Here is a 24,398-nt window from a genome sequence, read left to right on the forward strand (position 1 = left end):
TGGCTACTGACCTGCGGGGGTGGTCCCGAACATAAGTGTCCGCCGCCGGACATCGTAGTACACGGTCGCAGAACGCTTAAGGAGGCTTTGGAGGACCTCGGCGTCGTCCGCATCGAGGGTCAGGACCTCTTCCCATGCACCCTGGTCGAGCACAAGCTGGAGGGTCCAGATGCCTTCTTCTCCGGGGTCCCCCGCCACCCAGCTGAACTGGTAGTGGTTGACCTGGCGGACCTGGATGCTGTCATCGGTCATTGGTTGTTTTGGTGTGGGGCTCATGGTCCCCTCCTGATCGTGGATCGGTGCTGGGTCGGCCCGCGGCATAAGCCTTAAACCAATGTAGACCCGGGATCCGGCTTGATCCAGACCTTCGCAGTACACTCAAACCAACTTCAGGAGATGAGCGCATGAGTTTCTTCCAGGACCTGCCCGAACCGCCGGAACGTCCGCGCCCTCCACGTCACGTCATGCCGGAATGGCTTGGACCGCCGGCCGACGAGCTGCCCGGCGTTATCCATGTTGGAAAGTTCCTTCACCGTTCGCCGGGGTTCGTCATGGCCGTCAAGTGCGCAGAGGTCTACTCGAATGGCTGCGCCGTCGATGTCGTCTGGTGCGTCCGGCGGACCAACGAAAGTGACAGGGAATGGGCTGCAGGGAACGCGCGCTTCTTCCGGCAGCCGCCGCCCGGTCCGGGCTATGCGGAGGACCTTGAATCTGCGCTGCTCTTTGGGGCCGAGTTTCCCGACGGGCAAAAGACCACTTCCACGCACATCCGGCCCGGCATGTTTGACGGCAGCGAGACCGTCACCGGGCCGGTCCTGGTGGCCAACGGCCAAGGGGGAAGCGGCAACGACGATGAACTGACCGGAGCGACCAGGCTATGGCTGTGGCCGCTCCCGGCCGGCGGCGATCTGCGTCTGGTGGTCCAGTGGAAGGAAGCCGGAATGCCGGAACAATCGGTCCTGCTCGACGGCGGACAGATCGCCGCCGCCGCTCTGCTGGCCCAGAAGTACTGAACCACTACGTCCCCGTGCAACCAAAAGTTAACCCGTTTAGTCTCCCTCGGCGATCAAAAGTGGGCTAGCTTCAGGGAATCATGTCCGCCCTTGAGCGTAGGAGCACAGTATGAATACTTCCTCCCTTCCATCTCGCCTTAGTGCCGAGTTCCTCGGAACCTTCGTCCTTGTTTTCGGCGGTTGCGGCAGCGCCTTGCTGGCGGCCAAAGTGATTGCCGACGGGAACATCAACATGGGCATCGGTTTCCTGGGTGTGGCCCTCGCTTTCGGGCTCACTGTCCTGACAATGGCGTACGCTGTAGGCCATATCTCCGGTGGACACTTCAACCCCGCCGTCACCCTGGGCGCCGCACTTGCCGGCCGGCTCGAATGGAAACTCCTCCTCCCCTACTGGGTGACCCAGATCGTCGCCGCCTCCGTCGCGGGGCTGGTGCTGTTCGCCATCGCGTCGGGTAAAGACAACTTCAACGCAGTCGAGTCCGGTTTCGCTTCCAACGGCTATGGTGAGCGGTCCCCCGACGGCTACAGCCTGGTCGCGGCACTGCTGACCGAGATCGTACTGACCGCAGTGTTCCTCTACGTCATCCTGGGAAGCACGGACACCAGGGCACCGGCAGGCTTCGCTCCGATCGCCATCGGCCTGTCCCTGACCCTGATTCACCTGATCTCAATCCCCGTTACGAATACTTCCGTCAATCCGGCACGGTCGCTGGGTGTTGCCTGGTTCGCTGGAGCAGATGCCCTCGGCCAGGTCTGGCTGTTCATTGTGGCACCGCTGATTGGGGCAGCAATTGCTGGGTTCAGCTACAAGTTCATCTTCCCGAACACCGAGGACGTAGTGCTGGAGCGGTAAGCACTACCCGCGCCCTGGTGCGTTGAAGCCCGGGCTCAGTACAGGAAGATCGGCAGCCAATCGCGGTTGTGCGCATGCACCAGGGCGAGGAACAGTACAAAGTCGAAAAGCAGGTGCACCGTCACTACATAGGTGAAGGACTTTGTCAGTTTGAACGTGTAGCCCTGCAGGAGCGCGAACGGGAACGTCAGGAGCGGGCCCCAGGCCTGGTAGCCGATTTCCCAGAGGAATGACGTGAACACCACGGCCTGCAGGACGTTGGCGAGCCAGTCCGGAAAGTGGCGGCGGAGAAGCGTGAACGTGGTGCAGATGAAGAACAGCTCGTCCCAGATGCCCACCGTGTTCACGCCGAGGAAGAGCCGCCAGAAGATGGTGGGGTCGGAGGCGTCCGGCCAGTTCTGGTAAACCCCGGTGCGGATCAGGTAAACCGGCAGGATCAGGTACCCGAGGGCAACAACAGCGAACAGGTACAGCTTGGCAGCCAATGGCCATTTATGGCCCGTGTTCACCGGGAATCTGATGATTCTCTCGCGGTAGACAAAGCGCGACACCAGCCACGGCACCAGCACGGCCAAGGCCAGGACACCGCCCATCAGGGTCATGTGCGTGACACTGAGGTCCGCGTTAAGCGGAACCAGGCTGATGAAGACCATGCCTGCCGCGATCAAAGTGAGGTGCCGGGACAACTCGCGGTCGACGAGTACCGCCGCAACCAGGCTCGAGGCGAGCAGGGCGTAACCCAACATGTCATTCTCGACGCCGAACAGCAGCACCCCTGACGCGGAGAGCAGCGCCGCCGGCAGCAGCTTCCACGTGAGTGCGGTACGGGGTGGGTGGGTGGAGATCGATGTCACCACACCAGCATGTCAGGGCCGGCCGCCTCCGCGATACCAAAATGCATAGGCCGAGAGCCAGGGGCTCACGCCTCTGGCTCCCGGCCGCATGGATTGCCTGTGCACCACCAGGTGTTTAGCGGTGTACCTCGACTACCTTGCTCTTCTTCCAATCGGTCCAGCCAGTCCAGTCGGACCAGCGCCCATGGTCTTCCTTCACGCGGAACGAAACAAGATGGTAGACCTCTTCTGCACCCCTGCGGTCAAGGTTGCGGACGTGGTCCACACTGTGGATGGTCTTCTTGTCGTCGTCATTGACTTTCACCGTGAAGTGAGAGTGACCAAGGAAGTCGTCGCTGCGCCGCGGGCCACGCTCGTCTTCGTAGCGAAGCTGGCGGACCTGGACGGTCCGGTCGTCGTTGCAGTGCACTTCAATCTTGAAATCGACTCTACTGCCCCGAAGATCGCGAGGATCCAGAGGCTTCACGGTACATCCGCGAACGCGGTCATTGTCGTTGTGGTTGGCTTGTGCCGGGCCGGCAACTGCCAGGGATCCAACGAACATACCTAACGTGAGGAACGGAACCAGGGCGATCTTTGCCCGGGTTGAGCGGGTTTTTGCGGTTTGAGTGATGGACATTTTGTTGCTCCTAGAAAGGATGGGATTCACCATTTTTTTCTGGACAGAGTTGAGCCGACGCGACTGAGCATGGCGCGACTGAGCATGTCTCGCGTGATCTGTGTGGCGGCCGCAGCCTGCCCGTCCCAATTTCAAATAGCACGCCCCGGCTAAGCGGGGGGCTTGGATCCGGACTCATCCTGTTCGTGGTCCGGTCGTTATATTTTGCGCCTGCGTATGGCCGGGCGCTAGGGCCGGAACTACCCTTTTTGCGGTCTTTTCAATCGGCCACCATAAGTGCAGGCCCGGATCGCGGCAACAGGCGTCACCAAAGCCACTCCAGCAACACGCCAACCACCCGAAGGCGACGCAGCCAACAACCCCAAAATGGCCCTCCTTCTAACTGTGGTTGGGCCGCAAACCTGAAGTACTTCCGCACGGGGACGGAATCTGAGAACATGCAAACAGGTCTCCAGACAAAGGGACAATCAGTAGCCGGGAAACGAAAATCCCCCGGACCGAGGTATCCCTTGGAAGATCTCAAATGGACTCTTTGACTTCAATTTTCATCGTCCTTGCTGCGGCCATTCTTTGGATTGCAATCACCTCCTCCATGCTTGCGCTTCTGGGCCGGGCGGAACGCCGCTCCGGAGTCAGGGCGCCCAGGAAGAGCGCCGTCCGTTCATCGCGCCGGCACGGCAGCATCAGCCCAAAACGACGGAGAGTACGCCGGGGGCGCCCGCCTCGCCGGGTAGCCCTGCGCCCCTGAGGGAAGTCGATGAAAAATCACGACGACGAACCCGGCTTTGAGGGCCCTCGCCCTGCGCATGTTCTCATCCCGGTGGCGCAGACAGCTTTGACTCCCCTCCGGTCCGCCGGGCGCGACCGCTATCTGGACACGTTGCGTGCCGTGGCGCTGGCGCGGGTAGTTGCGTTCCACAGCTTCTCAGGGGCTGTCTGGCTGAGCCTGGTGTTCCCCTCAATGGGTGTGATGTTCGCGCTGGCAGGATCCCTGATGGCCCGCTCATTGGATCGCTCGGCCGGCGGAGTTCTGAAAAGCCGAACCCGGCGGTTGCTGCTCCCGCTCTGGGCCTACGCCATCATAGTGCTCGGCCTGCTGGTTTTCGCGGGCTGGCGGCCGTGGCAGGAGGAGGAAGGCGCCTGGCTGAACATCGCACTGTGGTTCCTCCCTGTTGGGGTACCGCCGTACCCGGAAAACGCTGGCACGAACGATTTCCTCGCCGACTCCACCTGGGGTTTTCAGGCTGAAGAAATCCTTTGGTATATCCGGGCGTACTTCTGGTTCATGTTGCTTTCGCCGCTGCTGCTCAAAGCGTTTCGACGCTTTCCCCGGTCCGTCCTGCTGGCACCGCTCCTGCTCCTTGTAGCGCTGAATCAGGAACACGCCGCGCCATTACCCGACTGGGCAAACAGCACTGTCACCGATTTCGCCACCTTCGGTTCGTGCTGGATCCTTGGTTTCGCCCACCATGATGGCCTGCTGCGAAAGCTCCGGCTCCCGATAGTGATCGCCCTCGCGTTGGCACTTATGGCACTAGGACTCTCCTGGGCGGCCAGCCATCTAGGCGCAGAAGGCTGGAACCTGAACGATATCCCGATGGCCCAAGCGCTCTGGTCCTTGGGGTTTTGCGCGGTTCTCCTGCGGCTGTCCCCCGTCTGGCCTGCACTGCCGGGGCCAATGCGGATCCTTGACAGGGTGATAACGCTCATGAATAACCGCGCGATCACCATTTATTTATGGCACAACCTGCTGCTCGTGGCTGCGGTATCGCTGATTGACCTTGGCTGGGGAAACCTCTCCCTCAGCACGGCCATTCCCTGGTTACTGGAAAGCGACTGGCTGCTGTTCCTGAGCGTCTGGCCCCTTCTGGGAATCACCATCCTGTGCTTGGGTTGGATCGAGGACGTCGCTGCGGGCAGAACTCCCCGCATGTGGCCCGCAGGGTCCGGAGCATTGGCGGACAAGATACTCCACCACGGCCCTATCCAGGAGCGCTGACATGAATGATCCAAGGGCCACATCCCAGGTCACCTCGGCGGTATCGGCGCGCGCTGCCCGGCTGGCATCGATCCCTTCTTTCCAGCGTGTTGAGGCGTATATTCACGAGTTCGGGTCCCGCCGGCAGGGCCGGACAGGCGGCTGTGACTTCACCTTCGGCAATCCCCACCAGATGCCGGCGGACCGCTATGTCAACACGCTTCGGGCGGCCCTGACTCCGCAGGATGACCAGTGGTTCGCCTACCAGTCCAACGGCGAGGCGGCCCGTGAAGCGGCAGCGCAATCCCTGAGGCGGCTGCTGGACGTGCCCTTCCGGCCAGAGGACATCTACCTCACCACGGGCGGCTTTGCCGCTATCGCCTTGGCGCTGAAGACCGTGGCGGATCCCGGTGATGAGGTCATTTACAGCCTCCCTCCGTGGTTCCTCTACGAGCCGTTGGTCCTTGAAGCGGGCCTGGTGCCGGTGAAGGTGAAAATCAACACCACCACGTTCGACCTTGACCTCAGCGCGATCGAGGCCGCCGTTACGGAACGCACCAGGGTGGTGATCGTCAACTCGCCAAACAATCCCACCGGCCGGATATATCCACCGGAACTGCTGCGCCGGCTGGCAGAACTGCTGGAGGCTGCCTCGGCGAGGATCGGCCGGCGGATCTACCTCATCTCGGACGAGGCCTACAACCGGATTGTGTTCGACGGCCTGCGGTTCCACAGCCCTGTGGAGTTCTACCCGCACACGTTGCTGGCCTACTCCTATGGCAAGACCCACCTTTCGCCCGGACAGCGGGTGGGCTATCTGGCGCTGCCGCCCACCATGCCTGACCGGGACGTGATGGAACCGGCCATCAGCGGCCTGCAGGTGGCAATGGGCTGGGTGTATCCGAACGCCCTTCTCCAGCATGCGCTTCCCGAGCTGGAGCAATTCACCATCGACGTCGGCCAGCTGCAGCGCCGCCGGGACCGCCTTATCGAGGTGCTCGGCGGCATGGGTTACCGCGTCTGGCGTTCGGAGGGCACCTTCTACCTCTACATCCCCTCCCCGACTCCGGACGACGAGGGGTTTACCGAGTCACTTGCACGCAGGGATGTGTTCGTCTTGCCGGGCGTGCTGTTCGAGACACCGGGCTTCTTCCGGATCTCCCTGACGGCCAACGAGGACATGATTGAACAAAGCTTGCCCGCATTCGAGGCAGCAATAAAGGAAAGCCGCCCATGATGCTTGCTTTCGGCCTGACGCTTGATCAGTCCTTGACCCTCGGACGCAGGCCTCCGATGAGTCCTGCTACGGCTGCCGGCAGAGCGACGAGCCCGGCGACCAGTGGAGTAAGGGAAGGGGGCGTCATCATCATGGTGGCCAGGCCCACCAGCACTGCCGGTGAGGCCACGCAAATGGTCACCCATAGCGGATTGCCGCGGACCTGAGACCAAATAGCAGCTGCCAGCGACGCTGCAGATCCGGCAAGCATGACCAGCCGGCCCACGCGCACCCGTTCGATGAATTCCGGGTCCGATTCGGTGATGAAGAATGCCATCCGTTCCAGGGCGATGCATGTCACGACGATGGAGACAATGACCAAAACAGCCCACGGCAGGGATCGTCCCCTCCACCAGGGCAGGACGACATAGCGTTCGTCACCGTTCTGCGGACCCATCACAAAAGCGAGCCTACCGGCGTTCCGGCCACCCTCAGTCATCCTTCCGGCTGCGGCGGAGCTCCCCGGGGTGGCACTGGTCTGCGGTCAAAAGAGCACCGCCAGATGTTCGTTGACGTGTTCGAGGTCAAAGGCCGTGGGGTCCAGGGTCTCGCCGGGGCCTAGTCCCAACCATTCCCGGTACGTGCTGTGCTCCCCGTGGCCGGGATCGTTGACGGCCTGTACGATGCCCATCCATCCCCAGACGCCGCCACTGTCCTCGGCGGGGGCGGCACCGCGGCCCCCGGTGCACCGCGGGAACTGCCCGCCGTCGTCGGAATTCAGAACCCTTTCCAGCGTTACAGCGTGTTCCCAGTCATCGCCGAAATCGTAGGTGTAGGTCATGGTGCTTCCCACGGAAGGCAGCAGTTGGGCAGCTGTCACATTCGTTTCGTCCTGGGAGTTCTCACCATAGAAGTCACCCTCACCGTCAGGCGCCACCGGTGCATAGATTGGGCCGCGGAATCCCCCGGTCTGGAAATGATGCAGGTGGTAATCCTGCCAGGCGAACACCCTCTGGATCACCTGGTGCAGGAGCGGGAGCGGCATACCCGCTGGAACCAACACCCGCCGCCAGATAGGCGGTTTGGACTCTTTGAGTGCGATCTTCAGTTGCAGAATCGAACCCTCAGCCGGCCGGGGCCCCTCCCCGGGCGTCACAATCCCAGTGCGCTCACTGGGCTGAGGCTCCGATTCTTCGCCGGGCTTCTCACCCAAACCCAGTTCCGCCAGCACCCAGGGGTTGTCGAAAGCATCCGCCACGCAACCAATAAGCGCGGGGGGCACCCGGTAATGGGTGTCGATGGTCAGCAACCCAAGTTCCGCGAGTGCCTCCATGCGGTCCATTGCCAACCTGGTCAGCAAAGCGGCCATCGTTTTTTCTGCGTCCGGGGCGTGATCCGGGGTGGCCAGGACACGTTCCAGCGAGGGTGGCTCAGGGGTAGCCGCCGCCAGCAGGAGGGACGTCTGCATCGCGGATATGAGCTTCTCCCACGGCTGATCGGGATCGTGGCGTAGTACGGCCTGCTCAAGGAACCGCGAGGCGAACACGGAAAACTCCCCCAACTGCTCCGACGCCTCGCCGGCCAGGAAACCATCGGAGTGGAACGGCACCACCTTCGTTGCCTTGATGGCAATCAGTTCGGCGGCCTCAAGCGCGGCCCACATCTGTGCCAGCAGCGGTACCTCGTACATGCTCCGCACCGCCGGGACCCCATCGCCTGTGCCGTCCCGCTTGCTGCTACCTCTAACCGCCACGCCAACGCAGGCGGCGGCCGCTTCAATGTCCCGCAGGCGAAGCGCGCCGGTTCCCGTGACGGGTTTGCCGTCGCCGATCCACCGTAGCAATGCTGAGGCACGCTGAATCAGCGGCAGTGCCGAGAACGCATCGAGTGCCGTCTCTTGGGGAACTTCCGGAATGTTGATGAGGCTAGGCTCATCGTCGCGCTCAGCCAGGGAGTCAAAAAAATCCAGGACTTCTGCTAGTTGCTCCGAGGTTCCGGTCCACTTGCCCGTTTCGGACAGGAAGACGACGTAGGTGTGAACGGCGTCAACGGTATATGCAGCGTGTTCAACGTCCGGCGACCCGGTTCCCTGAAGGCCCGCAGTGGCTGCGATTTCTTCTGAGATGGCCAGCGCCAACGGCAAAGGCTCCAACGCTGTCGCCTGCGGACTCGGCGCCTTGTCAAGATAACGGCCCAGGACCGGTTCAACCAGCTTCAGGTATTGCAGGGCTGCAGCGGCCGCGCCGGGCGAGCCGTCGTCGAACCAGTGGACAAAGGTCGGAGCCAGAAGGTCCAAGGCACGGCTTGCCCTGAAGGAACTGAGAGAGACCGATCCGGGGTTCTGCCTCCCGCCCGGACGGTTTTCCACACGGCGTTTCTTGTTGCTCTTGCCCACACTGCACCTGTCTGCCGAAATTTGCGCTGTTGGTATGACGCTACTGAGTCTTGCTGCCGGATTCCACTTCCTATTGAGGCGGGAGCCCGGCCTGATTGGGCAGGGCGGGCAACCTCGGCAACCTAACACGGTTCGTCTTGGCGTGTTCCTCGCTGGGTGAGCAACGTCACTCAATGTGCAGCGTGGCGTGAGCAGTGGGTACTGTTCTTCGGATGCGAAAATACAAAAAACATATTATTGCCCCCCTTATAACCCTGGTTCTGGCCGCCGGACTGCTGACAGGTGCTTCCGCTCCCGCCGGCGCCGCTTCCTGGCCGTTCGGCTGGTGGGACTGGATCACCGCCAGCGCCCAATCCCCGGCGTCTGCGAAGCCGTCCGCGACTCCCACCACGCGTACGCCCACACCGGCTCCATCAACGTCCGCCCCTGCTGCGACTCCCGCTCCGACGACGTCGTCCCCCGCTGAGACTCCTGCTACGCAGGCTCCGGCAGAGGTTCCAGCTCCCCCAGCGCCCGCTCCAGCAGCCGTCCCGGTTCCCGCAGGGCCGGCCCCAGTCAAAGTCCCTGCCCCGGCCGCGCCGGCCCCCGCCCCTGCTGCACCAGCTCCCGCGGCCCCCGCGGCTGCTCCGATAGCTGGCAACACGCCGTCGAACGCCGTGGCCGTGCGGTCCTTCCAGCTGATCAATGAATACCGGCTGGCCAACGGCCGCCCTGCACTGCGCTACAACACAGGCCTGGAAACGGTGGCACAGAACTGGTCCACCACCATGATGACGGACATCAACGCCCAGGGCAGCGCCGGCTTCCGGCACAACCCGGACGCCAGTGCTCAAATCCCGTCCGGCTGGACCCGCACGGCGGAGAACATCGCCGTGAATGCAAGCGCCGATGCGCTGTTTGCTGCATGGAAGGCCTCCCCCGGCCACAACACCAACATGCTCAACGCCAGCCTGACTGACTTCGGCTTTGGTTCGGCACGGCTCTCATCAGGTTCCCAGTACGGCGCGCAGCTGGTTGCCACCCAGAACTTCGCCACCTACGGGAATTAGGCAAGGAACGACGGCGGCTGACCGCCGTCGTTCTTTTGTTAAGTAGCGTCGGACTGGGGTCTGCTCGCTGGGGCTTGGGCAGAGAGCGCCGCCCACCGATGTCCTGGCCAGAAATTCGCGGACGGCTACTTACCGTGGACACTTCAGGTGCACATAGAAATGGTGCCCACGCAAAAATGTCGTACACCCCTTCCATAATGAGTACATGGCAAGCGAAGCGGTGGTTGAGGCTTTTGAGGCGGTGGACGCCGCTATTGCCATGCTTCACGCCGCGGTGGCTCAGTCCGGTTTCGGGCTGGTCTCTAACACCGATCCACTCGCCGCCATTGCTGATGAGTGTTTGGACATCCTCGCCGGAGTTGCACGGACCGAGGCCCGGGTCGCAGCTTTGAAGGCGGCGGCAGCCGCCAGATACGCAGACTCTGCACGCTCGGCGGCGCCTCCGGAAATGCTGGTCCAAGCGCAGGAAATGGCCATCGCCGCGGAGGTGGGCTGCGTACTCGCCATCGGCGACGGGGCCGCGGGCGCACTTCTGGCCCAGTCCTACGCCTTGGCAACGTCCCTCCCACGGACCCTGGCAGCCCTACAGGCCGGGACCGTTTCCTGGCAGCACGCCAAAGTGATGGTGGACGAGACCGCCACCCTTGACCGCGAAGCAGCAGGTGAGCTGGAAGCCCACTTCCTCGACGCCGACGCGCCTAACCCCGCCGGCGGTTGCGCGGCCGGCGAGATGCCCGCCTACAGGTTCCGGCGCAAGGCCCGGATCTGGCGCGAACGTCATCACCCGGACAGCATCGAGGAACGCCACATCAAAGGCGCGCAGGACAGGTGCCTGGAATACGCCCCGGAGCACGATGGCATGGCGCGGCTGTCTGCGTACCTTCCCGCGGACCAGGCAGTCGCAATCTGGAACCGCTTTACCGCCATCGCCCGCGGCCTGCAAGGTCCCCACGAGGACCGGACGCTCACGCAGCTACGAGCAGACGCCTTCGCCGCGGCCGCGCTCCGAAGCCATACCGGCGCCGGGACTGAGGTCGTGGCTGGGGCGGAGGCGCCGGGCCTTGCCGATGTCCCCACGCCGAGAACCGAAGTCCTGGTCACCCTTCCTTTCCTCTCCCTCCTCGGGATAACGGAAGAGCCTGCAATGCTGGACGGGTTCGGTCCCATCCCTGCCTCCATGGCGCGTGAACTGGTGGCCAACGGGGCGGACTCGTTCTACCGGGTGCTCGTTGATCCGCGGGACGGGGCGCCACTGGAAATCAGCCGGACCAGTTACAGGCTCACAAAAGCAATGCGGAACTGGCTGCGGATGCGGGACGGCAGGTGCTCTTTCCCCGGCTGCAGCAACCATTCTCTGGATAACGAGGCAGACCACCTCCTGGCCTGGCATCACGGCGGATCCACTGGAATCAGCAACCTGGGACAGTTATGTGCCCGGCACCACGGGCTCAAGCACGCCGTCGGCTGGAGATCGACGCCGGCAACAAAGAATGAGCCGCCCGGCTGGATCTCACCGTCCGGGCGGATTTACAAAAGCGAACCCCAAGACTGGGAACCGCCCCATTTGCCACCGTCACTGCGGCCGCGAGCCGGCGACGGGCCACGCCCTGGGCCCTATGCATCTGTGTCCACCGTCTCGGGTGGTCCTGCGGACTATCTTCAGATACCGCGCTCGGCAGGAGAAGACTGCCTGCGCGCATACCTCGGCGCTAGGTGATTGCCGGACGAACCAGCCAGGCCCCCGCAGACCTCCTTGGGCTCTGCTGCCCCACCGCCGTACCTCGGGTGCCGGATCCGCACGACCTGGCGCCCAACGCACAGGGGACCCCGCACACGGCGTGCGGATCTGGCCGCCTTCCAAGGGGCTCTGTCTATCACCATCCGCCCACAAGGAGCCCCTGTCTGCAAACAACATGGGCTCCTTGCACTTCTAGCGCTGAAGCTACCCCGGAATCTGAATCCGTGCGGCTTCCTGCAGCAGCGGGTCCGAGATCATCACGGTAGCGGCGCCCGGGGCGATATCGAATGCGATGTACCCACGCGACTTGTCACCGGGCAGCACCTCGCCTGAACCCAACTGGTCGTCTGCAAACATGCTGATGTCGGCTTTGCGCCCATTGGCATCCTTGGCCGAAAAGTAGAGCGGCGGCTACTTATCGTAGACGTCGCGTCGATGCCCTACGGTGACAACAACCACGAGCAAGACATCGTCTTGGATCGTATAGATGATCCGATAGTCACCTACACGGACGCGATAACCCGGACGGCCGCTCAAGGCGATTGCTTTGGGCGGCCGCGGGTCTTGGCCGAGGAGCGCGATCGCGCCTCGAATACGTTCTTTGTCCTCGGGATGAATTTTCCGAAGTGCACGGATGGCCGCGGGTCTTAGCTGAATTCGGTAGGGGCTCACGCCCAGCCCAGATCCGCCTTCACTTGTCCCCAGGGAATGTTCTCGCCTTCTTCCGCCATTGCTGCATCGAACGCGGCAATGTCCTCGATTTCTTCCAACGCATCAAGCATCTGTTCATATCGCTCTGGCGATAGCAGAACCGCTGCCCGATGACCGCGGCGTTCTATAAATACCGGCTCAGATTCGGCCTTATCGATGAGCTCCGGCAAGTGCGATCGCGCGTCCGTGATGTTGATGGTCGACATGCATCAAATGTACATCTGCGGACATCAGATGTACATCTAATGCTCTTCGCGCGAATGGAGGACTAGAAGTCCCAGTCGTCATCTTCGGTGTTCACGGCCTTGCCGATCACATACGAGGAACCTGACCCGGAGAAAAAGTCGTGGTTCTCGTCCGCGTTCGGTGACAGTGCCGAGAGGATGGCCGGGTTCACGTCGGTGACGGAAGCCGGGAACATGGCCTCGTAGCCCAGGTTCATCAGCGCCTTGTTCGCGTTGTAGTGCAGGAACTTCTTGACGTCCTCGGCCAGGCCCACGGAGTCGTAGAGATCATGCGTGTACTGGACTTCGTTCTCGTACAGCTCGAAGAGCAGTTCGAACGTATAGTCCTTGATCTCCTGCTTGCGCTCCTCGGACAGGCCCTCGAGGCCCTTCTGAAACTTGTAGCCGATGTAGTAGCCGTGCACGGCCTCATCGCGGATGATCAGGCGGATCAGGTCAGCGGTGTTCGTCAGCTTGGCGCGTGAGGACCAGTACATCGGCAAGTAGAAGCCCGAGTAGAACAGGAAGCTCTCCAGCAGAGTGGAGGCCACCTTGCGCTTCAGGGGGTCATCGCCCTGGTAGTAGTCCATGACGATCTGCGCCTTCTTCTGAAGGTTCGCGTTCTCGGTGGACCACCGGAAAGCTTCGTCGATCTCCTTGGTGGAGGCCAGCGTGGAGAAAATGGAGGAGTAGCTCTTGGCGTGCACCGACTCCATGAAGGCGATGTTCGTGTACACGGCCTCTTCGTGCGGGGTCAGGGCATCCGGAATCAAAGAGACGGCGCCGACGGTGCCCTGGATGGTGTCCAGCAGGGTCAGGCCGGTGAACACGCGCATGGTGAGCTGCTGCTCGTCCGGGGTCAGCGTGGCCCACGACTGGACGTCGTTGGACAGCGGGATCTTCTCTGGCAGCCAGAAGTTGTTGACCAGACGGTTCCAGACGTCCACGTCCTTTTCATCCTGGATGCGGTTCCAGTTGATGGCCTCGACGTGGCTAAGCAGCTTGACCTTCTCGGTCATGTCATCCCCTAAAAGTTGGGTTGTTCTTTGAAGTTAAGCGTACGACGGCGGGCGGGCGCCCGCCGTCGTACTGTCACAATTTAGTTGAAGATTAAAGCATGCAGCTGACGCAGCCGTCCACCTCAGTTCCCTCCAGCGCGAGCTGGCGGAGACGGATGTAGTAGATGGTCTTGATGCCCTTTTTCCAGGCGTAGATCTGGGCCTTGTTGATGTCGCGCGTGGTGGCGGTGTCCTTGAAGAACAGCGTCAGGGACAGGCCCTGGTCCACGTGCTGCGTGGCGGCGGCGTAGGTGTCGATGACCTTCTCGTAGCCGAGCTCGTACGCATCCTGGTAGTACTCCAGGTTGTCGTTGGTGAGGTACGGAGCCGGGTAGTACACGCGGCCCAGCTTGCCTTCCTTGCGGATCTCAATCTTGGACGCCACCGGGTGGATCGAGGAGGTGGAGTTGTTGATGTAGGAGATCGAGCCCGTGGGAGGCACGGCCTGCAGGTTCTGGTTGTAGATGCCGTGCTTCATGACCGAAGCCTTCAGCTCGCGCCAGTCATCCTGGGTGGGGATGTGGATGTTCTTGAACAGCTCCGCAACCTTCTCGGTCTGCGGCACCCACTCACGGTCCGTGTACTTGTCGAAGAACTCGCCCGAGGCGTACTTGGACTTCTCGAAGCCGCCGAACGTCTGGCCGGTCTGGATGGACAGCAGGTTGGAGGCGCGGACCGCGTGGTACACCACCGAGTAGAAGTAGATGTTGGTGAAGTCCAGGCCCTCTTCGGAGCCGTAGTGGACCCGCTCGCGGGCCAGGTAACCGTGCAGGTTCATCTGGCCCAAGCCAATGGCGTGGCTCTGATCGTTGCCGCGGGCGATGGAAGGCACCGAGGTGATGTTGGACATGTCCGAGACTGCCGAGAGGGACCGGATGGCCGTCTCGATGGTCAGGCCGAAGTCCGGGCTGTCCATGGTCTTGGCGATGTTCAGCGAGCCCAGGTTGCAGGAGATGTCCTTGCCGGTTTCGGCGTAGGAGAGGTCATCGTTGTACGTGGTGGGCTGGGAGACCTGGAGGATCTCCGAGCACAGGTTGGACATGATGATCTTGCCGTCAATCGGGTTTTCCCGGTTCACGGTGTCCTCGAACATGATGTACGGGTAGCCGGATTCGAACTGGATCTCGGCGAGCGTCTGGAAGAACTCGCGTGCCTTGATCTTGGTCTTCTTGATCCGGGAATCGTCCACCATCTCGTAGTACTTCTCGGTGACCGAGACGTCGGAGAACGGCATGCCGTAGACGCGTTCGACGTCGTACGGGGAGAACAGGTACATGTCCTCGTCCTTCTTGGCCAGCTCGAACGTGATGTCCGGGATGACAACGCCCAGCGAGAGGGTCTTGATGCGGATCTTCTCATCCGCGTTCTCGCGCTTGGTGTCCAGGAAGCGGTAGATGTCCGGGTGGTGCGCGTGCAGGTACACCGCGCCGGCACCCTGGCGGGCACCGAGCTGGTTGGCGTAGGAGAAGCTGTCCTCGAGGAGCTTCATTACGGGGATGACGCCGGAGGACTGGTTCTCGATCTGCTTGATCGGGGCGCCCACCTCGCGGATGTTGGTCAGCGCGAACGCCACACCGCCGCCGCGCTTGGACAGCTGCAGGGCGGAGTTGATGGACCGGCCGATCGACTCCATGTTGTCTTCGATGCGGAGCAGGAAGCAGGAGACCAGCTCGCCGCGCTGGCGCTTGCCGGCGTTCAGGAACGTGGGGGTGGCCGGCTGGAAGCGGCCTTCGATGATCTCGTCCACCATCTGCAGCGCGAGCTTCTCGTCGCCGCGGGCCAGGTGCAGTGCAACCATGCAGACCCGGTCCTCGTAGCGCTCCAGGAAACGCTTGCCGTCAAACGTCTTCAGCGTGTAGGACGTGTAGAACTTGAACGCGCCCAGGAAGGTCTCGAAGCGGAACTTCTTCTTGTACGCGCGGTTGTAGAGCTCGCGGATGAAGTTCATCGTGTACTGGTCGAGGGTTTCGCGCTCGTAGTACTGGTTCTTCACCAGGTAGTCGAGCTTCTCCTCCAGGTCATGGAAGAACACGGTGTTGTTGTTCACGTGCTGCAGGAAGTACTGGTGCGCAGCCTCGCGGTCAGCTTCGAACTGGATCTCGCCGTTGGGACCGTACAGGTTCAGCATGGCGTTCAGCTCGTGGTAGCCCAGGCCCTTATAGGCGGCCGGCATTTCAGGCTTCTCGAGGTCGACGCCGTGCTTTTCAGCACGGGCGACCTGGCCTTCGGCCCTGGTTACTTCTGTGTCTGAGACAGTCGTGTCCAAAACGTATCCAATCCTTGGTTGACCCGGGCCACGTCTTCTGGCGTGCCCATAAGTTCGAAACGGTAAAGCCGGGGTACCTGGCATTTGGCGGCGATGATGTCCGCAGCCATGCAGTAGTTGTCCCCGAAGTTTGTGTTGCCGGCACCGATGACGCCGCGGATCAGTTTCCTGTTCTGCGGGTTGTTCAGAAAGCGGATGACCTGCTTTGGCACCGATCCCTCTCCCCCGGTGCCGCCATACGTGGGCAGCACCAGCACAAACGGCCTGGTGGCGAGAAGGGGTGCGTCTTTTGAATGAATAGGGATCCGAGCCTGCTCGCGGCCGAGCTTTGAGACGAAGCGGGCCGTGTTCTCGGAGGTGGAGGAAAAGTAGATGAGTTGGCTCTGCGTGGTGACAGGCTGCAACCCGGCCACTTGGGCCTCGGCCACTGCCAGTGCTGCCACGGGACTTACCTCAGGAGTGTCGATGTTTTGCCGGATGGCGGAAGTGGAGGCCTTAGGCCACGGAGGAAACGGAGGCCAACGCCAGTTCCTCGATCTTGTCCGGGCGGAAACCTGACCAGTGGTCCTGATCGGTGACCACTACGGGAGCCTGCATGTAGCCCAGTGCCTTCAGGCGCTCAAGGGCCTCGGCGTCCTGTGAGATGTCAACGCTCTGGTAAGTGATGCCCTTTTTGTCCAGCGCACGGTAGGTTGCGTTGCACTGAACGCAAGCCGGCTTCGTGTAAACCGTAACGGTCATTTTCCCTGTCCCCTTTATCGAAATCTTCGCTCGTCTTTGTCCCGCCCAAGCTGTACGTCGATACTACATGTAGTGCAGACGGCTCTCCGGAACCCCAAGATGATGTATTACAAGTATGTCATTTAATGCACTTTTAATCCACAGGCAGAGGCCCTCAAAATGTCCGGGTTTCAGGCAATTTCGCGGACGAAATCCACACCCTGTGGAGTAGTTAGCAACAATTAACCCCCAGCGTGTCGCGTGCTGGACGGCGTGTCGCGCGTAGTGGCAGCGCGTAGTGGCAAGGCGTTGGAAACGAGTGGCTGACCACTACATGTGGTGGCCGGGGGCACATCCGGACGATGCCGGCGGACCCGCCTCAGCCCTGGGCCAACAGGTTGTCCCGGATCTCCCGGCGCAGGACTTTGCCAATAAGCGAGCGCGGGAGGGAATCGAGCACCACCACCCGGCGGGGCACCTTGTAGGCGGTGAGGTGTTCCCGGGCGAAGGCCAGGAGCGCAGCAGGATCGATGGTGGATCCAGGGATCGGCACCACCGCCGCCACCACGTCTTCGCCGCCACCAGGGCGGGGCAGCCCGACAACCGAGACTTCCGAAACGCCCGGGAAAGTGGCCATGACGTCCTCCACCTCGCTGGGCGAGACGTTGAAGCCGCCCGTAATGATCAGTTCCTTGATCCGGTCCCGGATGGTGACGAAATAGTCACCATCCACCGAGACGATGTCGCCGGTGCGGAACCAGCCGCCGTCGAGCAGTGAGTCCTCTGTCTCCTCCGGGCGGTTCCAGTAGCCGGCGAACACCTGGGGGCCGCGGATCAGGAGTTCCCCCTCCTCGCCCGGGGCGCGGTCCAGCGCAACGTTCCTGGGGTCCACCACCCGGATGTCGGTCAGGGGGAACGGAATCCCCACGGTGCCCGGCTTGCGGCTGGGGCCAAACGGGTTCCCGATGGCAATCGGGGAGGTTTCGGTCAGACCGTAGCCCTCGATCAGGTAACCGCCTGTGGCTTTCTCCCAGGTCTCCACCGTGGCCGTGGGCAGGTTCATGGCGCCGGAGATCGAGAAGCGGATGCTTTCCAGCCCGATGCCGCGTTCGGCCGCGGCCGCAGCGATCCGATCGTAGATGGGCGGCACGGCAGGCAGGAACGTTGCCGGCGACTTCCGGAAGGCTTTCAGGACAAGGTCAACGTCGAACTTGGGAAAGAGGACAAGCTTCGCGCCGATGCTCAACGCGAAGGTCATGCACAGCGTCAGGCCGTACGCGTGGAACAGCGGCAGCACAGCAAAGACGGTTTCCCGGCCCTCTTTGAGGCCTGGCACCCAGGCCCGCCCCTGCGCGGCGTTCGCCTGCAGATTGGCGTGGGTGAGCATGGCGGCCTTGGGCAGGCCCGTGGTGCCGGACGTGTACTGGAGGACTGCGAGGTCCTGGGCAGCCGGCCGGGGGTGTTTCCTTTTGAGCTCCCCGGCGTTGAGCAGCTCCCGCCACGGCAGCACCGTCCGCATTGCCGGTGCCGGCCGGCCCTTCGGTTCGTTTTTGCCGACCGTGAGGGCGGCGCGGGCCTTCCGGGCTGCGGGAACCGGAAGCCTCAGTGCCAGCCGCTGCGGCAGCGGCATGGCCGGTATGAGTTCCACCGAGACAATGCTGCGGAGCCCAACGTCGGCCGGCAGCTGGCGGACCCGCTCCACCGCCTTGTCCCAGACAATGGCGATGGTGGCCCCGTGGTCCTCGAACAGGTGCCGCAGTTCGCGGTCCGTGTAGAGCGGATTGTGTTCGACCACCACCGCGCCCAGTCGCAGCACGGCGTGGAACGCGACGACGTGCTGGGGACAGTTGGGCATGACCAGGGCAACCCTGTCGCCGGCCCTGACGCCCATCTTCGCGAGACCGGCGGCAGCACGCCTGATCTGTGTTCCGAGCTCACGGTAACTGGTCCGGGCGCCAAAGAATTCCAGGGCGGTCCTGGACCCGTAGCGGCGCACCGATTGGTCCATGAGGTCCACCAGCGAACCCTCCGGGAGCACCAGGCTGGCCGGGACCCCCGGACCGTACGACCGGGTCCACGGACGCTCACTCCATGGCTGTCCGGGCTGCGGAGCTGCGCCGTCCCCTGCATTGCCGCCGGGAACTTTCCGGGTGGTTTTCCACTTCATGATCGGTCCTTTGCCACTGGAATCCGCCCGGGACCGCTAAGGCCCGGCCTGCGAACCGAGCGGCACGCCCGAATCACCCTACTACTAGAGCTGCGCCTCCCGGCGGTCCAGGACAATCTGCTGCACATCGAGGTAGCCGGACTGGAAACCTGCCCGCGAATACGCGAGGTAGAAGATCCACATCCGCTGGAAGACGGCATCGAACCCGAGTTCCTCCACTTCCTGCGAGCGCGCGATGAAGCGCTCCTCCCACAGGCGCAGGGTGGCCGCGTAGTGGTCCCCCATCCCCATGCGTTCGCGGACGCGGAGCGTGGTGTTCTGCTGGGTCACGCCCTCGATGGCCCGTACCGATGGCAGGAATCCGCCCGGGAAGATGTACTTGTGCACCCAGGTGTACGCGTTGCGGGTGGCCAGCATCCGGCCGTGCGGCATGGTGATGGCCTGGATGGCCACCTTGCCGCCCGGGGCCAGCACCCTGTCAATGGTCTGGAAGTAGATGGGCCAGTACTCATACCCCACCGCCTCGATCATCTCAACGGACACGACGGCGTCGAACTCACCTTCCACTGCGCGGTAGTCCTGCAGGGCAATGGTGACCTGGTCCGCGTAGCCGGCGGCGGCGATCCGTTCCTGCGCCAGGGCCTGCTGTTCGCTGGAGAGCGTCACGCTGTAGACGGTGGCGCCCCTGGCCGCTGCCCGCAGGGCCAGCTCTCCCCAGCCGGTGCCGATCTCCAGCAGCCGGGTGCCGGTTCCCACGCCGGCCTTGTCCAGGAGCCTATCGATCTTGGCCTGCTGCGCCTCCGCCAACGCCTCAAACGGCACCGAGTCCAGCGCCCCGTCAGCCAGCGGGAACAGTGCGGACGAGTAGCTCATGGTTCCGTCAAGGAAGTTGGAGAAGAGGTCATTGGAGAGGTCGTAGTGGCGCGAGATGTTGCTGCGGGTATTGTGCTCAGCGTTCTCCTCGTGCCGCGGAGTCCGGGGCAGGTACAGGTTCCGCAGGACCTGGAGGGGCTTGGGGATCAGCGTGTCCACGGAGGCGGCGAAGACCTCCAGCACCGCCGCGAGGTCAGAGGCTTCCCAGTCACCGGCCATAAAGGACTCGCCCAGCCCGATCAGGCCGTTGTCGCCGATCCTGGCTTCGAACGCCTCGGGACGCACCATGGTCATGACCGGCGCGTCGGGACCGCCGGAGCCCACCACGGAGCCGTCCGGGTAGGCCACGAGGACGGGAAGCCTGCGGACTGCAGCCTTGAAGAGGAGCCCCGCGGCTCTCCCCGCAACCACTGCCTTGGTGCCCGACGGCGGCTGGGCAACACCGGGCCATACTTCCGGATCGATGGTGGCCGGCGACGCCGGTACCCCGGCAGCGTTGTGCACCGTCACCGGGTGCCTGGCAGCTGACTTCGCGGCTGCCACCTCGGCAGTTGCAGCCGTTCCGTTCTCATCGGTCATAGTCATTGAACTGCCTCCTGTGAGGGGTGATGTGGCCTTGTGACGACGGGCAGGCGTCTTGCCCAGAGTTTAACGCCCTGGATCCGGATCAAAGCGGAAACCAGCAGCGGCGCGGCCGGAACCGCCACAGCTGCTGCCAGGATGTTCGGTACGGTGGCCGGACGCCGGTCCCCGTCCATGGTGGCAACGAAGGGCCGGTGGCCCTCCCGCTCCAGGACGATGGAGACTGCAAGCCGTTCCCGGGGTGCGGGCACCTTCATGCGGTATTGCCCGGCAACGTCATTGAACGGTGATACGTAAAAAGCCTTGGGCACGCTGGCCCGGCCGGCGTAATCCGTGTCCAGGAGATAGCAGTGGCGTTCCCCGTACGTGTTGTGGACCTCGGCGATGACGCACTGCAGCTCCCCGGATTGCCGGTAGCACCAGAAGAGGGAGAGCGGGTTGAAAACGTGCCCGAACACCCGGGCGCTGGTCAGCATCCGGATGGCGCCGCCGTCGGGCTCTATCCCCCGGGTCCGCAGGAACCGTTCCACATTGGTGCGGATGCTGGCAGCGGGATCACCCAGGTGGTCGGATGCCCGGAAGACAGCCAGGGGACGCAGGATCCGCGGCAGAACCGGGAGCCGGTCAACATCGACAAACCAGCTGTAGCTCCGGTAGGTAAAGGCGTTCTTCAGGGGGGTCTGCCGCACATGGGAGATGGAGGTGCGGTAGATGGCTGCCGTGGTGCTCACGTGCCCTCCGCGGCCGTCTGCAGTTCGGGCTCGGGGGATTGAAGGCCGGGCGCGTCCCAGCTGCGGCCCAGGTGCCCGGCGGCCCGGACGCCTGAGAGCGCACCGTCTTCATGGAAGCCCCAGCCCAGGTACGCGCCGGCGTAGGCAACCGTGCTGTCGCTGAGGGCTGCGATCTGCTGCTGCGCGCGCAGTGACTCGGGGGTGTACTGCGGGTGTTCGTACACCATGCGCTCAAGGACCCGGTCCTCGCCGATCAGCTCGGACTCGCCCAGGCTCACCAGGTACGGCCGGCCGTCGGTGGGCTCCAGACGCTGAAGCCGGGTGAGGTCGTAGCTGACCAGCACCTTGTCGGGGCGGGCGTCGCAGCCCGGTAGCCGGTAGTTCCAGGACGCCTTGGCATTGTCCGCGGCGGGAAGGACTGCCGGGTCCCGGTGAAAGACGGTGTGGTTGACGGAGTAGGGCATACCGCCCAGCGCTTCCTTCTCGGCCGGGGTGGCATCGGCGAGGAAGCTGAGCGCCTGGGCCGGGTGGGTGGCGATGACTACGGCGTCGAAATCTTCGATTCCCCGGGCAGTGACAAGCTCAACGCCAAGCGCGTGGCGGCGGATGGCGGTGACAGGAGTGCTGAGCCTGATGTCCGGCAACGTTGCCGCGAGCTTTTCCACGTACCTCTCCGAGCCGCCAGTGACGGTCCGCCACTGCGGCGAACCCTTGACTCCCAGCATGCCGTGGTGGCCCAGGAAGGTGAAGAGGTAACGCGCAGGATAGGCAAGGGCGGTGGTGGGGTCGCAGGACCAGACGGCACTGACAACAGGAGTCATGAAATGGGAGATGAAGTACGGGCTGAACCGCTCCCCTGCCAGGAATTCGCCGAGGGTGGGCTCCGCACCGTCCGTGCCCGGGCCGGCGTCGGACGCTGGAGCCTGGATCAACGCACGCGCCTTGCGGTAGAAGCGCATGACCTCCAGCAGCATCAGCAGGTAGCGGCCACGCAGCAGGCTGGAGGGGCGGGCAATGATCCCGCGGGCGCCGTCCCGGGCACCGGCGTACTCCAGGCCGCAGCCGTCGCAGCGGACCGACATGCTCATCTCGGAGTCCTGGGTCTGGACATCCAGTTCGGAAAAAAGCCTCAGCAGGGTGGGGTAGGTCCGCTCATTGTGAACGATGAAGCCGGTGTCGATTCCCAGGTTGCTGCCGTCCTGCTGGGGGACGCTGTGCGTGTGCGCGTGGCCGCCCAGCCTGCTGTCCGCCTCGAACAGGGTGACATTGTCCTGCTTGTTGAGGACATAGGCGGCGGTCAGGCCAGCCACCCCGCTGCCTACGACGGCGATGCGCCGCCCCTGCGGCTTATACGCCAGGTTCCCTGCCACAGACACTGTTCTGCTCCTCTGCTCGGACTGCCTCATGTAGTGCTTGGTACAAACTCTCTAGGGGCAGTTCGGCGCCGGGAGCCGCGCGGATGAGTCAGATTCCAGGAATCTTTGTGCCAGAATGAAGCGGCCCGCCCGGACCCGGCAGGCAACGTGCCAAGCCCGCCCCGTAAAGAAGGACAGAGTTGGTAAATCCCGTACACCTGAAGACCCTCCTAGAGGTTACGCGGCTGGGCTCTTTCGCTGCGGCCGCGGCACGCCTGGGGTACACGGCGTCGGCGGTCTCCCAACAGATGTCAACGCTGGAACGTGAGACCGGCGTCGTCCTTTTCCAGCGTTCGGCCAAAAGTGTGGTTCCCACCGAAGCCGCCGTGGTCATGACCCGGCACGCGGCCAAGGTACTGACCGACATCGAGGCCCTGATGGCCGCCGCGGCCAAGACGCACGATGCCACCAGCCAGGAACTGAGGCTGGGAATCTTCCCCAGCCTGGCCACGTACGTCCTCCCCCGGATCCTCAAAAACCCTGCCTGGAAGGACCTCGGCATCGACCTCAAGGTCTCCGTTGCCGAACCTGCCCAGACCATCCAGGGCCTGCGGACCGGCGGGGACCTCGATGTGGCGCTGGTCTTCCAGGTGGGCCAGTCCGGGCTCGCGTGGCCGCACACCATCAACCGGCAGTGGATCGGCGATGACAACTTCCGGGTGGTGCTGCCCGCAGGCTGGGGCTTCCGCTCCGACGCCAAGGTAGCGGCGGACCACCTCTCCGAACTGCCGTGGATCATGCACCACCCAGGGAGCCCGGACGCCGTGGTGATCGAACGGCTTTTCGCCAGCTGCAACCTGCATCCCCGCGTGGTGGCCCGCAGCGACGACTTCCACGCCAGCCTCGAGATGGCGGCCGCCGGACTGGGCGCGGCCCTGGTGCCGGAGCTGGCTTTGCGGAACCGGCCGGCCGGTGTTGTGGTTCTGGATGTCCCGGAGATCCGGCTCGCCCGGAACGTCTTCGCCCTGCTCATCAACGAGAAGAAAACAGCCCGCGTGCAGCTTTTCGTGGACCTGCTCGCCGAAACGCTGGCCAGTTCCGGAACCGCAGGGAAATAGTCCCGAACGCTGGAATGCTCCGCTTTTGGGGTCTATGTTGAAGATATGAACAGGGTAGCGAGCCAGCACTTTGGAGAGATCGAGCTCAACCACGGCAGGGACCACAACATCGCCGCTAAACATGAGCTGGGTGGCCAGACCCTGGAACTCGACCTGAATATCAATGCGCATGACCACTTCGACGAAGCGGCCATGCACAAGGTGGACTACCGGCTGCGTTTCCTGCCCGAACTCGTGGACGAGGTGCGGCAGATGATCGCTGACGAGCTGGAGCAGGAAGGCACCAGCCCGCAGGAGTACCTGCAGTTCCACTGCAACGCCGTCAAGGACGAGCACCTGCGGAAGGTCTTCGGCGTTGAGGACCGGAGCCAGCTCACCAACGACGTCTTCCTCAAGGCCCTCAAGCTCGGCCACGTGGGCATCTACCCCGGCCAGCCCGAACGCTACTTTGTCCTTGATTTCACCCTTGGCGCCCACTTCACCGATGAGGTGCTGGTGGCTGCCGCCGACGAAGACGGCGTAGTGGACGACGAAATTCTCTGGGAGTCCTGAGGGTCCTTTAGCCCTAGTGCGGGCTGCCACGCCGGCGTCACCATGGAAGTGCCATTTTCCTTGCCTCCACTCAAAGGACGGTGGGCACCATGGAAGATATCCACGCGGGAGACAGCCGGACCAGGGAGACGGCGGCTCTGCACCGAACCTGGACGCAAGCGGTGGACAGACGCGCCATGCGCCTGGCGGCGGTACTGGTATTGGCCGGCGTCGTGGTTTCGGTAGGCGCCGGTATGCTTCACGCAGAGGCAGCCGATGCGAATGACCACGTCGCCTCATTACCGCGTACGCCAACAGTGACATCTGGACCGGCGCGCACCTCGGCC

The 24,398-nt window shown here is 63.2% G+C and carries 24 protein-coding genes; 8 read left to right on the forward strand and 16 right to left on the reverse strand.

Translation table 11 applies throughout. The features are described from left to right. Positions 1-3 precede the first annotated feature (3 nt). Positions 4-276 carry a hypothetical protein gene (locus tag ACP7AX_RS08325; RefSeq protein WP_426226080.1) on the reverse strand — a complete coding sequence of 91 codons (273 nt, stop codon included), beginning with the start codon at positions 274-276 and terminating at the stop codon, positions 4-6. A gap of 128 nt (positions 277-404) precedes the next feature. Between ACP7AX_RS08325 and ACP7AX_RS08330 the strand changes: the two genes are divergently transcribed. Beyond that, complete coding sequence (locus tag ACP7AX_RS08330) at positions 405-1,013, forward strand: hypothetical protein (RefSeq protein WP_131683993.1); 609 nt, start codon at positions 405-407, stop codon at positions 1,011-1,013. 109 nt (positions 1,014-1,122) lie between these two features. Next, on the forward strand, positions 1,123-1,866 hold the full coding sequence (gene aqpZ, locus ACP7AX_RS08335) for an aquaporin Z (protein WP_426226081.1): 744 nt from the start codon (positions 1,123-1,125) through the stop codon (positions 1,864-1,866). A gap of 35 nt (positions 1,867-1,901) precedes the next feature. Here the strand turns inward: aqpZ and ACP7AX_RS08340 are convergent, their stop codons facing one another. Both ACP7AX_RS08340 and ACP7AX_RS08345 read right to left on the reverse strand, forming a co-directional pair. Beyond that, the gene (locus tag ACP7AX_RS08340; RefSeq protein WP_426226082.1) at positions 1,902-2,720 is read right to left on the reverse strand and encodes a CPBP family intramembrane glutamic endopeptidase; all 819 of its coding nucleotides are present in this window, start codon (positions 2,718-2,720) and stop codon (positions 1,902-1,904) included. A 115-nt stretch (positions 2,721-2,835) separates the two neighbouring features. Beyond that, on the reverse strand, positions 2,836-3,339 hold the full coding sequence (locus tag ACP7AX_RS08345; protein WP_131683990.1) for a hypothetical protein: 504 nt from the start codon (positions 3,337-3,339) through the stop codon (positions 2,836-2,838). A 757-nt stretch (positions 3,340-4,096) separates the two neighbouring features. Here ACP7AX_RS08345 and ACP7AX_RS08350 point away from each other — a divergent pair. Together ACP7AX_RS08350 and ACP7AX_RS08355 are read left to right on the forward strand one after the other, a co-directional pair. Continuing rightward, entirely contained in the window at positions 4,097-5,338 is a 1,242-nt protein-coding gene (locus ACP7AX_RS08350) for an acyltransferase family protein (protein ID WP_131683989.1), read from the forward strand. Position 5,339: 1 nt separating this feature from the next. Beyond that, the gene (locus tag ACP7AX_RS08355) at positions 5,340-6,554 is read left to right on the forward strand and encodes an aminotransferase class I/II-fold pyridoxal phosphate-dependent enzyme (RefSeq protein ID WP_426226083.1); all 1,215 of its coding nucleotides are present in this window, start codon (positions 5,340-5,342) and stop codon (positions 6,552-6,554) included. Between the two features lie 25 nt (positions 6,555-6,579). Here the strand turns inward: ACP7AX_RS08355 and ACP7AX_RS08360 are convergent, their stop codons facing one another. Both ACP7AX_RS08360 and ACP7AX_RS08365 read right to left on the reverse strand, forming a co-directional pair. Beyond that, entirely contained in the window at positions 6,580-6,990 is a 411-nt protein-coding gene (locus tag ACP7AX_RS08360; RefSeq protein WP_426226084.1) for a hypothetical protein, read from the reverse strand. An 87-nt stretch (positions 6,991-7,077) separates the two neighbouring features. After that, positions 7,078-8,829, reverse strand: a complete 1,752-nt coding sequence (locus ACP7AX_RS08365; RefSeq protein WP_426226085.1) for a plasmid pRiA4b ORF-3 family protein — start codon at positions 8,827-8,829, stop codon at positions 7,078-7,080. Between the two features lie 311 nt (positions 8,830-9,140). On the opposite strand from ACP7AX_RS08365, the gene ACP7AX_RS08370 reads away from it, so the two are divergent. Together ACP7AX_RS08370 and ACP7AX_RS08375 are read left to right on the forward strand one after the other, a co-directional pair. Continuing rightward, positions 9,141-9,977, forward strand: a complete 837-nt coding sequence (locus ACP7AX_RS08370) for a CAP domain-containing protein (protein WP_426226086.1) — start codon at positions 9,141-9,143, stop codon at positions 9,975-9,977. Between the two features lie 205 nt (positions 9,978-10,182). Beyond that, positions 10,183-11,694: a DUF222 domain-containing protein gene (locus ACP7AX_RS08375; RefSeq protein WP_426226087.1), complete on the forward strand. Its 1,512-nt coding sequence runs from the start codon at positions 10,183-10,185 to the stop codon at positions 11,692-11,694. 225 nt (positions 11,695-11,919) lie between these two features. Here the strand turns inward: ACP7AX_RS08375 and ACP7AX_RS08380 are convergent, their stop codons facing one another. The 11 genes from ACP7AX_RS08380 to ACP7AX_RS08430 all read right to left on the reverse strand — a co-directional run bounded on the left by ACP7AX_RS08380 (position 11,920) and on the right by ACP7AX_RS08430 (position 22,423). After that, positions 11,920-12,072 (reverse strand): hypothetical protein, encoded by a 153-nt coding sequence (locus tag ACP7AX_RS08380; RefSeq protein WP_426226088.1) that lies wholly within the window; start codon positions 12,070-12,072, stop codon positions 11,920-11,922. A gap of 54 nt (positions 12,073-12,126) precedes the next feature. Continuing rightward, positions 12,127-12,387 (reverse strand): type II toxin-antitoxin system RelE family toxin, encoded by a 261-nt coding sequence (locus ACP7AX_RS08385; RefSeq protein ID WP_426226089.1) that lies wholly within the window; start codon positions 12,385-12,387, stop codon positions 12,127-12,129. After that, the gene (locus ACP7AX_RS08390; protein ID WP_426226090.1) at positions 12,384-12,632 is read right to left on the reverse strand and encodes a type II toxin-antitoxin system Phd/YefM family antitoxin; all 249 of its coding nucleotides are present in this window, start codon (positions 12,630-12,632) and stop codon (positions 12,384-12,386) included. Before ACP7AX_RS08390 ends, ACP7AX_RS08385 begins: the two co-directional genes overlap by 4 nt. Positions 12,633-12,694: 62 nt before the next feature. Beyond that, on the reverse strand, positions 12,695-13,669 hold the full coding sequence (gene nrdF, locus ACP7AX_RS08395; protein WP_108600538.1) for a class 1b ribonucleoside-diphosphate reductase subunit beta: 975 nt from the start codon (positions 13,667-13,669) through the stop codon (positions 12,695-12,697). Between the two features lie 91 nt (positions 13,670-13,760). Further along, positions 13,761-15,881, reverse strand: a complete 2,121-nt coding sequence (gene nrdE / locus ACP7AX_RS08400; RefSeq protein WP_426226159.1) for a class 1b ribonucleoside-diphosphate reductase subunit alpha — start codon at positions 15,879-15,881, stop codon at positions 13,761-13,763. A 62-nt stretch (positions 15,882-15,943) separates the two neighbouring features. Further along, positions 15,944-16,417, reverse strand: coding sequence for a class Ib ribonucleoside-diphosphate reductase assembly flavoprotein NrdI (gene nrdI, locus ACP7AX_RS08405; RefSeq protein ID WP_131683981.1), 474 nt, complete (start codon positions 16,415-16,417; stop codon positions 15,944-15,946). A gap of 52 nt (positions 16,418-16,469) precedes the next feature. Then, positions 16,470-16,715: a glutaredoxin-like protein NrdH gene (gene nrdH, locus ACP7AX_RS08410; RefSeq protein WP_131683980.1), complete on the reverse strand. Its 246-nt coding sequence runs from the start codon at positions 16,713-16,715 to the stop codon at positions 16,470-16,472. 358 nt (positions 16,716-17,073) lie between these two features. Further along, positions 17,074-18,861 (reverse strand): long-chain-fatty-acid--CoA ligase, encoded by a 1,788-nt coding sequence (locus ACP7AX_RS08415; RefSeq protein WP_426226091.1) that lies wholly within the window; start codon positions 18,859-18,861, stop codon positions 17,074-17,076. 84 nt (positions 18,862-18,945) lie between these two features. Then, complete coding sequence (locus ACP7AX_RS08420; protein WP_426226092.1) at positions 18,946-20,319, reverse strand: class I SAM-dependent methyltransferase; 1,374 nt, start codon at positions 20,317-20,319, stop codon at positions 18,946-18,948. Continuing rightward, positions 20,316-21,047, reverse strand: a complete 732-nt coding sequence (locus tag ACP7AX_RS08425; protein ID WP_426226093.1) for a DUF1365 domain-containing protein — start codon at positions 21,045-21,047, stop codon at positions 20,316-20,318. The genes ACP7AX_RS08420 and ACP7AX_RS08425 overlap by 4 nt, the downstream gene beginning before the upstream one ends. Beyond that, on the reverse strand, positions 21,044-22,423 hold the full coding sequence (locus ACP7AX_RS08430; protein WP_426226094.1) for an NAD(P)/FAD-dependent oxidoreductase: 1,380 nt from the start codon (positions 22,421-22,423) through the stop codon (positions 21,044-21,046). The genes ACP7AX_RS08425 and ACP7AX_RS08430 overlap by 4 nt, the downstream gene beginning before the upstream one ends. 179 nt (positions 22,424-22,602) lie before the next feature. Here ACP7AX_RS08430 and ACP7AX_RS08435 point away from each other — a divergent pair, with 179 nt between their 5' ends. Together ACP7AX_RS08435 and ACP7AX_RS08440 are read left to right on the forward strand one after the other, a co-directional pair. Then, a complete protein-coding gene (locus ACP7AX_RS08435; protein WP_131683975.1) occupies positions 22,603-23,520 on the forward strand; it encodes a LysR substrate-binding domain-containing protein in 918 nt (305 codons plus the stop codon). A gap of 45 nt (positions 23,521-23,565) precedes the next feature. Then, positions 23,566-24,072, forward strand: a complete 507-nt coding sequence (locus tag ACP7AX_RS08440; protein ID WP_426226095.1) for a DUF2004 domain-containing protein — start codon at positions 23,566-23,568, stop codon at positions 24,070-24,072. Positions 24,073-24,398 lie beyond the last annotated feature (326 nt).

This window comes from Pseudarthrobacter sp. DSP2-3-2b1 (assembly GCF_049895945.1).
Classification (GTDB): Bacteria; Actinomycetota; Actinomycetes; order Actinomycetales; family Micrococcaceae; genus Arthrobacter.

Bases quoted from the DNA above. Each gene is read 5' to 3' on its own strand.
- ACP7AX_RS08350 (WP_131683989.1), top strand. From the start codon at position 4,097: ATGAAAAATCACGACGACGAACCCGGCTTTGAGGGCCCTCGCCCTGCG.
- ACP7AX_RS08415 (WP_426226091.1), bottom strand. From the start codon at position 18,861: ATGAAGTGGAAAACCACCCGGAAAGTTCCCGGCGGCAATGCAGGGGAC.
- ACP7AX_RS08330 (WP_131683993.1), top strand. From the start codon at position 405: ATGAGTTTCTTCCAGGACCTGCCCGAACCGCCGGAACGTCCGCGCCCT.
- ACP7AX_RS08360 (WP_426226084.1), bottom strand. From the start codon at position 6,990: ATGGGTCCGCAGAACGGTGACGAACGCTATGTCGTCCTGCCCTGGTGG.
- ACP7AX_RS08355 (WP_426226083.1), top strand. From the start codon at position 5,340: ATGAATGATCCAAGGGCCACATCCCAGGTCACCTCGGCGGTATCGGCG.
- ACP7AX_RS08370 (WP_426226086.1), top strand. From the start codon at position 9,141: ATGCGAAAATACAAAAAACATATTATTGCCCCCCTTATAACCCTGGTT.
- ACP7AX_RS08380 (WP_426226088.1), bottom strand. From the start codon at position 12,072: ATGTTTGCAGACGACCAGTTGGGTTCAGGCGAGGTGCTGCCCGGTGAC.
- ACP7AX_RS08420 (WP_426226092.1), bottom strand. From the start codon at position 20,319: ATGACTATGACCGATGAGAACGGAACGGCTGCAACTGCCGAGGTGGCA.
- ACP7AX_RS08440 (WP_426226095.1), top strand. From the start codon at position 23,566: ATGAACAGGGTAGCGAGCCAGCACTTTGGAGAGATCGAGCTCAACCAC.
- ACP7AX_RS08375 (WP_426226087.1), top strand. From the start codon at position 10,183: ATGGCAAGCGAAGCGGTGGTTGAGGCTTTTGAGGCGGTGGACGCCGCT.
- nrdE (WP_426226159.1), bottom strand. From the start codon at position 15,881: ATGCCGGCCGCCTATAAGGGCCTGGGCTACCACGAGCTGAACGCCATG.
- ACP7AX_RS08325 (WP_426226080.1), bottom strand. From the start codon at position 276: ATGAGCCCCACACCAAAACAACCAATGACCGATGACAGCATCCAGGTC.
- ACP7AX_RS08345 (WP_131683990.1), bottom strand. From the start codon at position 3,339: ATGTCCATCACTCAAACCGCAAAAACCCGCTCAACCCGGGCAAAGATC.
- ACP7AX_RS08390 (WP_426226090.1), bottom strand. From the start codon at position 12,632: ATGTCGACCATCAACATCACGGACGCGCGATCGCACTTGCCGGAGCTC.
- nrdF (WP_108600538.1), bottom strand. From the start codon at position 13,669: ATGACCGAGAAGGTCAAGCTGCTTAGCCACGTCGAGGCCATCAACTGG.
- nrdH (WP_131683980.1), bottom strand. From the start codon at position 16,715: ATGACCGTTACGGTTTACACGAAGCCGGCTTGCGTTCAGTGCAACGCA.
- aqpZ (WP_426226081.1), top strand. From the start codon at position 1,123: ATGAATACTTCCTCCCTTCCATCTCGCCTTAGTGCCGAGTTCCTCGGA.